Here is a 12,823-nt window from a genome sequence, read left to right as displayed (position 1 = left end):
ATTATTGAAGTTTTCATAAACATAGCAAGATGCAAAAAAGCATCCACTATAAACTAGTGAATGCTTGTTAGTTGAACTTTTATGCTTCTTCACCAACGAATGGTAATAATCCCATAATTCTAGCGCGTTTAATAGCGATAGTTAATGGTCGTTGATATTTAGCGCTTGTACCTGTTACACGACGTGGTAAAATTTTGCCACGTTCAGAAACAAATCTTTGTAATAAATCAACATCTTTGTAATCGATATGTTCGATATGATTTGATGTGAAGTAACATACTTTACGACGTTTTTTTCCGCCTCTTCTTTGTTGAGCTGCCATTTGTGCTCCTCCTATTCTATCTTAGAATGGTAAATCGTCATCCGAGATATCAATCTTTTGTGAAGAACCTTCAAAAGGATCACTATTTCGATCAAAATTCGGCATGTCATTTTTACTTGAAAATGAAGGTTGTTCAAATGATTGATTATTTTGGTCTTGAGAAAAATTACTATTAAAATCGCCACTATGTTGCTGTCTTTTTTCAGACGCATTTTTAGACTCTAATAATTGGAAGTTTTCGCATACTACTTCTGTCACATAAACACGTTGACCTTGTTGATTTTCATAATTTCTGGTTTGAATCCGACCAACCACACCTAATAAAGTACCCTTACGAGCATAATTAGCAAGTGTTTCAGCAGGTTTTCTCCAGATAACACAATTAATAAAGTCAGCTTCGCGTTCTCCACTATGATTAGTGAAATTACGGTTAACTGCCAAAGTAAACGAGGCAACAGCTGATCCATTTGACGTAAAACGTAAATCTGGATCTTTAGTAAGTCTTCCGACTAACACCACATTATTAATCATTTGCACATCTCCTATCGTTTTAATGTTTCACGTGAAACATTTTTAGTTTTCTTCTCTAACAACCATGTGACGTAAAATGTCAGCATTGATTTTAGCAAGACGATCAAATTCATTAATCGCGTCAGCATTTGTTGAAGAAACTTTTACAATATGGTAAATGCCTTCATGGAAGTCTTTAATTTCATAAGCTAAACGACGTTTTTCCCATTGTTTAGATTCTAAAACTTCAGCTCCATTGTCTTTCAAGATAGTATTAAAACGATCTACAAGAGCACCTTTTGCTTCTTCTTCAATGTTAGGACGAATAATGTACATAATTTCGTAATTAACTGCCTGATTCATTGATTTTCACCTCCTTATGGACTTAAGGTTCCTAAAAAATATAGGAACAAGGAAAGTAAACTTACCTGTCTACTCACATTAGAACATTATACAGTTTTAATTCAATGAACGCAATAGCTTTAGCAATAAATTATTTGATCTTTTTTCATTTACTATGATTACGTTATGGTTATCATATTTAAGATTCGCTTTTGGGTTTAAATTTTTTGGGACAAAAAAAATAACCTAGCAATTATCACGTTAACTTTGAACAATGATACCTTACTGCTTAACTGTTCATGACTGCGTTAACTAATTGCTAGGCAAATCCTTTACCTGTAAGGAATATGACACATCCCCACGCTCCTTCTCTTGTACGTACTCATCTTCTTGTTTCTTTGCAAGATGTATGTAGCCTTCTTCGTACATACTATCCATAAGTTTTCTCCTCTTGCAACCTTCTAAATTACTCAGTCTTCAGTGGATCACCTCATGGGGGACTTCTATCCCTTACACTTCGTATTATAGCATGATTATTATAAAAATGGAAGCGTTTTTTTAAAAATGTCTACTTTTATGTATAAAAAGAACAGAAATTTTATTTAATTAGACAAAATATTATGTTATTGTTACTTTAATTATTTATTAAAGGAGTCTCGTGAATATGAATAATAAAAAAGATAAAATATTTTTTTGGGGAATACTCATACTATTCTTTTTTTTACTATTATTATTGAACAATCTAACATTTTTTACGTCTGATGACTACATCTATCATTATGTTTATAAAGAACCATTTCCCACAGAACATCTTGAAAAAATCAGTGGCTGGCAGTCAATTATTCGGTCAAAAATAAGACATTATACCGTGTGGAATGGTCGATTTGTCGCTCATTCTATACTCCAATTTTTTATGCAATTTAATAAAGCTATATTTAATATTTTTAATAGTCTAGCATTTTTAGCAGTAGCAATTCTTATTTTAGGTATCACCAAATCAACAAATAGATTAAAGAATAAAAATTTATTAACTTTACAAATACTTTTATTATTATGGTTGTTTATTCCTGAATTTGGTAAAACAGTACTTTGGATGTCAGGTTCAGCAAATTATTTGTGGACATCGTTAATATACCTTGGATTCCTTTTATTTAATCTACAAAGCTATCAAACGAATCTACTAACTTTAACTGTGTCCATTATTTTAGGTTTTTTATCGGGAGCAACTAACGAAAATAGTGGACCAACAATTATAATAATAGCCATCTTATTACTATTTTGGAGTTTATTAAATAATAAAAAAATTAGTGTGTGGAGAATAACAGGCATACTGTCATCAAGTTTGGGTTTTATGTTAATGATGAAGTCCCCAGGTTCACTGAAACGTGGGGCCATGGACATTACACCAGAAATTTTAATACAACATTTTAAGATGATCACTCAACTCACATTGTCGCAATTTATCTATCTATATATCATGATTATTAGTTTAATTATCTACTTGGTCCTTACTAAAAAAATGAAGAAAACTAATATCTATTATCTAACGATATTGCTAATTGGTTATTTTTCTTCAATTTATAGCTTAATATTGTCTCCTGAAGTTCCTCTAAGGACTTTATTTATATCGTCAATGTTACTAATCATCATTTTAGCTTACTTACTAAATATGTGCTATCAAATAATTAAATTACAGCTTTTTGGTACTTTTTTAATACTCTTAGTATCAGGCTTTATTTACTTTAAGGCTTTCTCAGATATTGCAATCAATACTAGAGAAGTCAATCAACAACTAAACATTTTAAAAAAATCTAGTCCGAACGATTCGGTTGTCTTAAAAAGATTGACACCCTCTAAATCACTATATAATCCATACAATGGAACAGCAAATCTACATCCTTCTAAAAATGCCTGGTTTAATGTATGGATGGCAAAATATTTTGGTGTTAAGTCAATAGTCGGTGACTGAAAGCGACTATATTTAAGACATACGACCTAGTATTGACTCAAAAACTCTCAGATAATGAGAGTTTTTTTTATTAGTCATTTAAAAATACGGCTATATCTTAGACTATTTCATCAATCTATCTTCTAGACTAATCGTGTTACAATGAAAGAAAAGCACTGGAGGAATTTTTATGAGAGGCAAAAAATTATTGAAATCAGAGAAGATTCGTATTAAAAATGATCAGTTGCGAGCTCAGGGAGTCAATTTAGAAAAAAAGTGGGAGAAAACTCTAGTGAATAACGGATTAAATTCTAGCGCGATGGCTATCTCACCAGGCACCAATCCAACTAATTTAGAAATAAAAGCCACAAACACCCTAAATGAACAAGAATAGAGTCCTACTATTTTCCTTTGCATAATTACATCTCTATGTTATCAACCATAGATAAAAAATCGAAAAAAAATGCCAATATAGTATAATTTACACAAAGAGTTTTTTTTAATAGTTATTTTATTAACCACATAGGAGTTGATTGATATATGTTTATCGAATATGGTGAACTGAGTACTAGACTATATGATTTAACTAAGCCCGTTGGTTTTTCAATTAATGGTGATTTAGAGTATTATTACCAATATTTAGAGCAACTGACAGGTACTATTTTAGAAGCAGGTGTGGGAACAGGGCGTCTGATGATTCCATATTTAGAAAAGGGATTAGATATTGAAGGGGTTGATTTATCCTCTGCAATGCTCGCTCAGTGCGAAAAAAATATGGCTCTTCATCACGTTAAAGGAACGCTTTACCAAGGGGATTTGACGAAATTAGCCCTAAAAAAACGGTATGAAGCAATTATCATGCCAACAGGAAGTCTGTGTCTCATTCCTAATCATTTGATTCTTGATATTCTGACGTCTTTTTACGAACACTTAGAAGCAAGTGGTACTCTCATTGTAGATTTAGAACTACCAACCTGGTTTAATGAACAAGAAGTAAGTATTAGTAACTATCCTTTGACAGATACTGAAGGTCTTTTATTTACGAGTACTGCTCAAAATATGGACTGGCATCAACAAAAAGTTTCTTATGTTCATCGTTATGAATTGGTCTCTAACGGACAGGTAACACAAACAGAATTGTCGCATTTTACATTATACTGGTATGGTATTCAGGAATTTATCTCCTTGTTAGAAAAGGCTGGCTTTACCTCGGTTACTTATGAAGCTGGTTATGGTAAAAATACACAGGATTCACTTATCACATTTTTTGCTACTAAACCAGATAATTCAACCGTAAACTAATAAACTAAAAAATAGCACTGACGTCGCTTTACTTAAGCTATGTCAGTGCTATTTTATTTTTATTCATTCTAAGGGTTAATTGCTTCGCCGCCAGTCACACCATAAATTTGAGCTGTGACATAGCTTGCTTTGTTAGAAGCCAAGAAAACATAAACAGGAGCCAACTCAACTGGTTGACCAGAACGACCCATTAAGCTATCTTGACCAAAAACTGGTATAGCGGATTCTGGTTGTCCATGATCAAGTTGTAACGGAGTCCAAAATGGACCAGGTGCAACACCGTTCACTCGGATGCCTTTAGGTATAAGGCGTTTCGCCAAACCAACAGTAAAGTTTGAAATGGCAGCTTTTGTGGCCGCATAATCTAACACATGTGGACTAGGATTAGTTGCTTGAATAGATGTTGTAGTCACAATCGCACCACCAGCAGGTAAATAAGCTGTCGCAGCATCAACTAAAGTAAACATAGAGATAATATTAATCATAAACGTATCTTTCACTTGTTGGACAGAAAATGCGTCATCATCTGTTTGCGAAATTTGTTGTGCGGCATTAAGTACAAGTGTGTCCAAACCACCAAATTCATTTACGGTTTTTTCAACCATTTCTTTTGGTGAGTCATCATCTCGCAAATCATAAGGAAGTAATAGCGCTTTGCGACCAGCCTCTCGGATATAATGAGCAACTTCTTCCGCATCTTTCTCTTCGCCAGGAATAAATTGGATGGCAACATCCGCACCCTCACGAGCATAGGCAATTGCCACCGCACGACCGATACCAGAATCACCACCAGTAATTAATACACGACGATTTTCAAGTTCATTCGCACCTTTATAAGTAGTTTCGCCACAATCAGGTTTAGGGGTCATCTTGTCTTGCAGAGCAGGCTTGCCTTGATCTTGAAGAGGATAGTCCTCTGTATAATACAATGTTCTAGGATCAATCAATTTTGGTTCTGTCATCATTCTAACCACCTCTAATTTATTTGGTTACTATACATAACCTGCAAATTAATTGTATCAGTGATGTTAAATTAATACAAATGATAACTATTAGTCTTTTTTCTTCTTTGTGATTAAAAGATAAATTAAGAATGACTACGGTCAGATAATTTAAATCTGACCATTAAATAAAATAACTATCTAAACTGGAATCAGTGATACTAACAAGATGATTCTTTCAGTTGCCTAACTGAAACTGATTGATTATTACTTGGCAAACGTCATTCGGTGATAAATTAGTATTAAGTATCCGACAATAAGGAATATCAGGAAATAATTGTTCGACTTCACCAGGGTTACTTTCTAAGCGATTATTTTTAGCCGTCATAAGTAATTCATTCATTGAAAAGTCAATGTCTCTTTTGGATGGTTTGGCTTGTAATCTATCAGGATGTACATTGCGTTTCATACGCTCCTCTAATTCAGTAATTAGTTCAACAAAATACACGTCTTGTTGTGCTTGTCTAAAAATTTGCGTTATATCTGACAAAAAAGCCACATCCGTTCGTTCATTGAAATCAATCACTACCGTAAAAATAATCTGTTCCGTTACATTCTGTTCAGGATTAGCCACAAAGGCTTTAAATAACTCTTTTCGTGTCTGATCAGACAATTTAAAAGCAACAGGTGTATACCCTAAATAATTTGCAAACAAATCGAGGGTTTGATGATTAAATAATAATTTTCCAGGAATTTGATTTGCTAATTCTTTTCCGACAGTCATTTTTCCAGATGCTTGAGCACCAATAATTACGATTAGTCCCATACAATCATTCCTTTTAGTCATCAGTATACACGAAATACACGAAAGAAAAAATAATCACGAAAGCATCTCTCTAAAAATCTGAGAGGTACTTTCGTGTGTATCAATCAATGAAATTTACTCATCTTTAAAGGTATAATACATAAAACGTTTAGGATCTAGCATAAATTTTTTCATAAATACAACATTTTCGATTTCGTAAAAGGGCATTTGTTTAATACTACTTAAATCAATGTTATAAATAGAGCCATTAGGACAAGCCGTTAAAATTGGTGAATGTAAGCTAAACGGATAGTCCTGCGCGCCACTACTTGGTTTGGTATAAAATATCTTTTTTAACATTTTTTCACTCCTTTTAATGTTAGAAGAATTGATTATAAAAGTCAAAGGAACAACAGTTTAATCAGTCTATTTACATCAGATATAACCTTTTTTTTGACATCGATTCCATCCAATTTATAGGCTTTTTACTAATAGCTGACTGGTTTAACGGTGACTCTCGGTAAATTTGACTCTCTTCAAAATAATGAATCAAACTCTTGATCGCTAACTTCCGCTATAACACTTATCTTAACATTCATTTTTACATACATTGTGACACCACGTCCTTTATTTTTTTATAAAAAATAACCCACTGTGACGTGAGCTAACTGGACTTACTATGGCATTACGACGGAAATACGTTACTTAAAAAGCACGTTGCTGTGAGGTCAAAGTGTCGTATCACTCGCTCAACTATTTATAGCTAGGTGTTTAATTGATATTAGTAGTTTAACAGTGATTTTTACACTATACAAGACTGTATTATTATTATCTAACCCAAGATATCAACTTACTATAAAAAGCTTCTTAAACCATCTTAAAAAGCTTCTTACGATATAACTTAATCCAAAGAAAATCAGAACTTGACGCAATGAAATTAAAATTTTTTTAACAACTAAAAAGAAACCGGGTTGCCTCATCGAATGATGCAGCAATCCGGTTCCTTTATTTAAGAATCAAACGACTTATTCCTCAGTTGAGTCAGTTGTCGTTAGCTCATTTTCTGTATCACTTATTTGTTCATCGGTTACAATCAGCGTATCTATTTCTTCAATGACTTCTTCAATTTCTTCTGGATCTACTTTAGCCATTGTGGAAACAATCGCATCTTCTTCTAAACGAATAAGACGGACACCTTGTGTCGAGCGACCAGTTTGTGAGACTGATTCAACACCAAAACGAATAATGACGCCACGGTTCGTCACTAATAAAATATCTTCCTCACCAGTTACAGTGGTTAAACCAGCTAAAGGACCATTTTTAGCAGTAACGTTCGCTGTTTTAATTCCTTTACCACCACGACCTTTGATTGGGTATTCTTTCGCAGCCGTTCGTTTACCATAACCATTTTCAGTGATAATTAGGACTTCACTATCAGGTGATAGTAAATCCATACCAATCACATAATCATCTTCTCTTAAACGAATACCTCGCACACCGGCTGCCGTCCGGCCCATTGCACGAACTGCTTGTTCATTGAACGTGACAGAGTAGCCTTTATGCGTTCCAATAATCATTGTCTGTTCACCATTAGTTAACGCGACATTAATTAGTGAGTCGCCTTCTTTTAGGCCAATTGCTTTTAGTCCATTAGTACGAATATTAGCAAATTCCTTCACCGATGTCCGTTTAACTGTTCCAAGTTTTGTCGTAAAGAACAAGTATTCATCTGCTTCAGCTTTACCAGCAATGTTAATAATCGCTTCAATATTTTCTGACGAATCAATTCCCAATAAATTAATAATTGGAATGCCTTTCGCTGTCCGACCATATTCTGGAATTTCGTACCCTTTTGCTCGATAAACTTTTCCAGTATCAGTAAAGAATAATAGACTATCGTGAGTTGAACATGATACCAGATTTTCAACAAAATCATCATCATGAACGCCCATACCTTGGACACCACGACCGCCACGGTGCTGTGTTCTAAATTCTGAACTAGCCATTCGCTTGATATAACCATTATTTGTCAAAGTAATGACGACATCTTCTTCTTCGATTAAATCTTCGTCTTCAAGACTTAATAACTCACCTACTAATAATTCAGTACGACGAGCATCACTATATTTACGCTTAATTTCGTCTAACTCCGTGCTGATAATTTCTAATACACGCTGATGGTTCGCTAAAATATCGGCCATGTCTTCAATGAATGCCAATAGTTCTTGGTATTCATTTTCAATTTTCTCACGCTCCAAACCAGTTAAACGGCGTAAACGCATATCTAAAATAGCTTGTGCTTGACGGTCAGATAATTTAAATGTCTCAATCAATGCTTGTTTCGCAATATCATCTGCTTTTGAAGAACGAATAATTCGAATAATCTCATCAATATGATCTAATGCAATCCGCAAGCCTTCTAGAATATGAGCACGGGCCTCTGCTTTTGCTTTATCAAATTCTGTTCGCCGAACAATCACTTCTTCTTGGTGAGCTAAATAGTGTTCTAAAATTGATTTTAAGCTCAACACTTGAGGAATACCATTCACAATCGCCAACATATTAAAACCAAAACTTGTTTGTAGTGACGTTAATTTATACAGATTATTTAAAACGACAGTTGCACTAACATCTCGACGAATATCAATTACAATCCGCATCCCTTTACGTGACGATTCATCACGTAATTGCGTAATGCCTTCCACACGTTTTTCACGGTGTAATTCAGCAATTCGCTCTACCAATTTGGCTTTATTGACCATGTAAGGAATTTCTGTGACAATAATACGTTCTTTACCATTAGCTTTTTCTTCAATTTCAACTTTTGCCCGAACAATAATTTTACCTTTACCGGTTTCATAAGCTTTACGAATCCCCGATTTTCCCATCACTAATGCACCAGTTGGAAAATCTGGTCCAGGTAAAACTTCCATTAATTCAGCAGTCGTCACCTCACGATTTGCCATTAATAACTGAATTGCATCTACCACTTCACCCAAATTATGAGGTGGAATATTAGTCGCCATCCCAACTGCAATACCTGTTGTTCCATTAACTAGTAAGTTTGGAAAACGAGCAGGTAAAACAGCGGGTTCACGTTCTGTTTCATCATAGTTATTTTGAAAATCAACCGTATTTTTATTAATATCACGTAACATTTCAACGGCAATTTTACTCATACGAGCTTCGGTATAACGCATCGCAGCTGCACCATCACCATCGACTGAGCCAAAGTTTCCGTGGCCATCGACAAGCATTTGACGGTAACTAAATGGTTGCGCCATTCGGACCATTGATTCATAGATTGCACTATCACCATGGGGATGATACTTACCCATGACATCCCCAACAATCCGGGCTGATTTTTTATGGGCTTTATCAGGTGTTACACCCATCTCGTTCATCCCATATAAAATACGGCGGTGAACAGGCTTCAAGCCATCTCTAACATCGGGCAATGCACGAGACACGATAACACTCATTGCATAGTCAATAAACGATGTCTGCATTTCTTCAGTCAAATTGACATCTTGTATATTACTTCTTAGTTCCTCAGACATGAACGACTCTCCTTATAATAATTAATTGGTTAAATATCTAAGTTCTTAACGTAATGAGCATTTGCCTCAATAAAATCACGACGAGGTTCCACTTTATCTCCCATTAACATCTCAAAAACAGCATCGGCTTTACTCGCGTCATCTACACTGACACGTAACATTGTCCGGTGTTCTGGATCCATTGTTGTGTCCCATAGTTGATGGTCATCCATCTCACCAAGCCCTTTGTAACGTTGCACACTTGGCTTAGGTGTTGCTGGTAGGGATGCCACGGTTTCAGCTAAACGTTCATCGGCATCTTTGCCTGGTTGGACATAAGTAATATTCTTACCTTGCTTCACACCATAAAGAGGTGGTTGCGCAATATACACATAACCAGCTTCAACGATTGGACGCATATAACGATAAAATAATGTCAGCAATAATGTGCGGATATGAGCGCCATCGACATCGGCATCCGTCATAATAACTAATTTATGATAACGAGCTTTTGATACGTCAAATTCTTCACCAAAACCTGTCCCCATTGCAGTAAATAATGAGCGGATTTCTTCATTAGCTAAAATTTTATCCATTGTCGCTTTTTCAACGTTTAAGATTTTCCCACGAATCGGTAAAATTGCCTGGAATTCACGGTCACGACCTTGTTTCGCTGATCCACCGGCTGAATCCCCTTCGACGATAAATAATTCACATTTTTCTGGATCACGACTTGAACAATCTGCTAATTTACCAGGTAAATTACTAATTTCCAAGGCACCTTTACGACGTGTTACTTCGCGTGCCCTTTTTGCTGCAAGACGAGCTTTAGACGCTAAGATTCCTTTTTCGACAATTTTTTTCGCAACTGTTGGATTTTCCAGTAAAAACTTATTGAAGGTATCTGAAAAAACACGATCAGTTACTGTTCTAACTTCAGAATTACCTAATTTTGTTTTTGTTTGTCCTTCAAATTGTGGGTCCGGATGTTTAATTGACACCACTGCTGTCATACCTTCACGGACATCTTCACCACTTAAATTATCATCTGATTCTTTCAATATTTTTTGCTTTTTCGCATAATCATTAATCACTCGTGTCAAAGCCGTCCGGAAACCAAACTCATGCGTACCACCTTCATACGTGTGAATATTGTTCGCAAAACTTAGTAAATTGGTATGATAATCATCCGTGTACTGAATAGCCACTTCAACAGTAATTCCTTGTTGCTCTCCTTCAGTAAAGATTGGCTCTGGAAATAAAACTGTTTTATCCTCATTCAAGTACTCTACGTAACTCTTAATACCACCATCATAATGGAATTCAGCATATAAACTTGGTTCTACACGACGATCTTCAATACTAATTTTTAAGCCACGATTTAAAAAGGCTAACTCACGAATACGAGTCGCTAATATTGCATAGTCGAACTCAGTCGTTTCAGTAAAAATCTCATTATCAGGTTTAAAATTAACAACCGTTCCTGTTTTGTCGGTTTCACCAATAATTTTTAGGTCATCAATGACTTTTCCACGATGAAACTCTTGGAAATAGACTTGCCCTTTTTTATGGACTTTGACTTGTAAAACTGTTGATAAGGCATTAACAACCGATGAGCCTACACCATGTAACCCACCAGATACTTTATAACCACCACCGCCAAATTTTCCACCCGCATGTAAAATAGTAAAGACCGTTTCAACGGCTGGACGACCCGTTTTCTCTTGAATCCCCACTGGAATCCCCCGTCCATTATCCGTTACAGTGATACTATTATCTTCTTCAATCACAACACTAATTTCGGTACAAAAACCAGCTAGAGCTTCATCAATTGAATTATCGACAATTTCCCAAACTAAATGGTGCAAACCTTGTGGACCTGTTGAGCCAATATACATTCCTGGACGTTTACGTACAGCTTCTAGACCTTCTAATACTTGAATCTGACTTGCATCATATTCTTGATAATTTTTCTCTTCTGTCAATCCTATTCCCCATCCTTCTCAATAGCCCCTTGTGAGATATGAAAAATCTCAGGTTCAATTGTTAATTTATTTTCTAAATGATTTAAACTCGTCGTCGTTAAAAATGTTTGTAGTTTATTCTCAATAAATTCCATCAAATGAATTTGACGGTCATCATCTAATTCACTTAACACATCGTCTAATAATAAAATAGGGTACTCCCCAATTTCTTCGTTAATCAGCTCAATTTCCGCTAATTTGACACTTAAAGCGGTTGTACGCTGTTGTCCCTGTGAGCCATAAGTTTGTACATTTTTATCGTTAATAAAAAAAAGCAGGTCATCACGATGTGGGCCAACGCTTGTCGTTAATTGATTTAAATCTCGTTCTTCATTATTTTTTAAAGCCGCTAATAAAAGCGCCTCAAGTTGTTTTGGTGATTCAGCTCCCTGAGACATCTCAAGAGCTGTCTTGTACTGAACTGTTAAAACTTCTTTGCCATAAGAAATCTTATGATGAATCGTATTTGCCCAAGATTCCAATTTATTTAAAAATTTTAATCGATGATACAACACATAACCACCCGCTTGAGCCAGTTGTTCAGATAAAACATCCAGATAAATCGTATCTTTAGTGTGCGACATGGCGATTTTTTTTAAGTATTGATTTCTTTGTTTTAAGACTGATTGATAGATACTCAAATTGTGAAGATATTGCGGATTAATTTGGCCAATTTCCATATCTAAAAATTTCCGACGAACTTGAGGAGCTCCTTTAACCAAAGATAGATCTTCTGGTGCAAAAAGGATGACGTTTAGTTGTCCAATATAATCACTTAATCGTGGTTGTTCTAAACCGTTAATTTTCGTTTTTTTACCTTTAGTCGAAATAATCATTGTTAAATCAACTGGGCCTAATTTTTTTTCAACTGTACCCTCAATTCGTGCAAATTCTTCACCCCAACCGATTAGCTCTTTATCATTCGTTGACCGATGACTTCTTGCTAAAGCTAAGACGTAAATACTCTCTAATAAATTGGTCTTTCCTTGAGCATTTTCACCCAAAAAAATGGTGAGCTTTTTAGAAAACGGTAAATCTAACTCATCATAGTTACGATAATTTTTTAAAGAGATTTGTTTTAGATACATAA

Annotated in this window: 12 protein-coding genes; 3 read left to right on the top strand and 9 right to left on the bottom strand. The window is 35.1% G+C overall.

Features of this window, described 5'->3' with window-relative positions; translation table 11 throughout:
* Positions 1-79: 79 nt before the first annotated feature.
* From rpsR to rpsF, 3 genes are read right to left on the bottom strand one after another with little or no spacing between them, the layout of a single operon-like run.
* On the bottom strand, positions 80-322 hold the full coding sequence (gene rpsR, locus BW732_RS06425; RefSeq protein WP_077275977.1) for a 30S ribosomal protein S18: 243 nt from the start codon (positions 320-322) through the stop codon (positions 80-82).
* Positions 323-343: 21 nt separating this feature from the next.
* Positions 344-853 (bottom strand): single-stranded DNA-binding protein, encoded by a 510-nt coding sequence (gene ssb / locus BW732_RS06420; protein WP_077275976.1) that lies wholly within the window; start codon positions 851-853, stop codon positions 344-346.
* Positions 854-895: 42 nt separating this feature from the next.
* Positions 896-1,195, bottom strand: a complete 300-nt coding sequence (gene rpsF, locus BW732_RS06415; protein WP_077275975.1) for a 30S ribosomal protein S6 — start codon at positions 1,193-1,195, stop codon at positions 896-898.
* Positions 1,196-1,838: 643 nt separating this feature from the next.
* Here rpsF and BW732_RS06410 point away from each other — a divergent pair.
* The 3 genes from BW732_RS06410 (at position 1,839) to BW732_RS06400 (ending at position 4,424) form a co-directional block, all read left to right on the top strand.
* Positions 1,839-3,143, top strand: a complete 1,305-nt coding sequence (locus BW732_RS06410; protein ID WP_077275974.1) for a DUF3329 domain-containing protein — start codon at positions 1,839-1,841, stop codon at positions 3,141-3,143.
* A 169-nt stretch (positions 3,144-3,312) separates the two neighbouring features.
* Positions 3,313-3,516 (top strand): hypothetical protein, encoded by a 204-nt coding sequence (locus tag BW732_RS06405; protein WP_077275973.1) that lies wholly within the window; start codon positions 3,313-3,315, stop codon positions 3,514-3,516.
* A 146-nt stretch (positions 3,517-3,662) separates the two neighbouring features.
* A complete protein-coding gene (locus BW732_RS06400; protein ID WP_077275972.1) occupies positions 3,663-4,424 on the top strand; it encodes a class I SAM-dependent DNA methyltransferase in 762 nt (253 codons plus the stop codon).
* 68 nt (positions 4,425-4,492) lie between these two features.
* Here BW732_RS06400 and BW732_RS06395 read toward each other — a convergent pair whose 3' ends face one another.
* The 6 genes from BW732_RS06395 to recF all read right to left on the bottom strand — a co-directional run bounded on the left by BW732_RS06395 (position 4,493) and on the right by recF (position 12,821).
* Positions 4,493-5,386 (bottom strand): SDR family oxidoreductase, encoded by an 894-nt coding sequence (locus tag BW732_RS06395; protein ID WP_077275971.1) that lies wholly within the window; start codon positions 5,384-5,386, stop codon positions 4,493-4,495.
* Positions 5,387-5,603: 217 nt separating this feature from the next.
* The gene (locus BW732_RS06390; RefSeq protein ID WP_077275970.1) at positions 5,604-6,191 is read right to left on the bottom strand and encodes a DEAD/DEAH box helicase family protein; all 588 of its coding nucleotides are present in this window, start codon (positions 6,189-6,191) and stop codon (positions 5,604-5,606) included.
* 114 nt (positions 6,192-6,305) lie between these two features.
* On the bottom strand, positions 6,306-6,530 hold the full coding sequence (locus BW732_RS06385) for a hypothetical protein (RefSeq protein WP_077275969.1): 225 nt from the start codon (positions 6,528-6,530) through the stop codon (positions 6,306-6,308).
* A 665-nt stretch (positions 6,531-7,195) separates the two neighbouring features.
* Positions 7,196-9,730: a DNA gyrase subunit A gene (gene gyrA, locus BW732_RS06380; RefSeq protein ID WP_077275968.1), complete on the bottom strand. Its 2,535-nt coding sequence runs from the start codon at positions 9,728-9,730 to the stop codon at positions 7,196-7,198.
* 29 nt (positions 9,731-9,759) lie between these two features.
* Positions 9,760-11,700 (bottom strand): DNA topoisomerase (ATP-hydrolyzing) subunit B, encoded by a 1,941-nt coding sequence (gene gyrB, locus BW732_RS06375; RefSeq protein ID WP_418369034.1) that lies wholly within the window; start codon positions 11,698-11,700, stop codon positions 9,760-9,762.
* The gene (recF, locus tag BW732_RS06370) at positions 11,697-12,821 is read right to left on the bottom strand and encodes a DNA replication/repair protein RecF (RefSeq protein WP_077275966.1); all 1,125 of its coding nucleotides are present in this window, start codon (positions 12,819-12,821) and stop codon (positions 11,697-11,699) included. Before recF ends, gyrB begins: the two co-directional genes overlap by 4 nt.
* Between the last annotated feature and the right edge of the window lie 2 nt (positions 12,822-12,823).

Source organism: Vagococcus penaei (genome assembly GCF_001998885.1).
Taxonomy (GTDB): Bacteria; Bacillota; Bacilli; order Lactobacillales; family Vagococcaceae; genus Vagococcus; species Vagococcus penaei.
Note: the sequence above shows the minus strand (reverse complement) of the source record. Positions and strands in the feature narration are given on the sequence as shown.

What these genes read in the sequence shown, in the direction of transcription:
- BW732_RS06410 (WP_077275974.1), top strand. Translation starts at nt 1,839, where the DNA reads ATGAATAATAAAAAAGATAAAATATTTTTTTGGGGAATACTCATACTA.
- recF (WP_077275966.1), bottom strand. Translation starts at nt 12,821, where the DNA reads ATGTATCTAAAACAAATCTCTTTAAAAAATTATCGTAACTATGATGAG.
- rpsR (WP_077275977.1), bottom strand. Translation starts at nt 322, where the DNA reads ATGGCAGCTCAACAAAGAAGAGGCGGAAAAAAACGTCGTAAAGTATGT.
- BW732_RS06395 (WP_077275971.1), bottom strand. Translation starts at nt 5,386, where the DNA reads ATGACAGAACCAAAATTGATTGATCCTAGAACATTGTATTATACAGAG.
- BW732_RS06405 (WP_077275973.1), top strand. Translation starts at nt 3,313, where the DNA reads ATGAGAGGCAAAAAATTATTGAAATCAGAGAAGATTCGTATTAAAAAT.
- BW732_RS06390 (WP_077275970.1), bottom strand. Translation starts at nt 6,191, where the DNA reads ATGGGACTAATCGTAATTATTGGTGCTCAAGCATCTGGAAAAATGACT.
- ssb (WP_077275976.1), bottom strand. Translation starts at nt 853, where the DNA reads ATGATTAATAATGTGGTGTTAGTCGGAAGACTTACTAAAGATCCAGAT.
- rpsF (WP_077275975.1), bottom strand. Translation starts at nt 1,195, where the DNA reads ATGAATCAGGCAGTTAATTACGAAATTATGTACATTATTCGTCCTAAC.
- gyrA (WP_077275968.1), bottom strand. Translation starts at nt 9,730, where the DNA reads ATGTCTGAGGAACTAAGAAGTAATATACAAGATGTCAATTTGACTGAA.
- BW732_RS06385 (WP_077275969.1), bottom strand. Translation starts at nt 6,530, where the DNA reads ATGTTAAAAAAGATATTTTATACCAAACCAAGTAGTGGCGCGCAGGAC.
- BW732_RS06400 (WP_077275972.1), top strand. Translation starts at nt 3,663, where the DNA reads ATGTTTATCGAATATGGTGAACTGAGTACTAGACTATATGATTTAACT.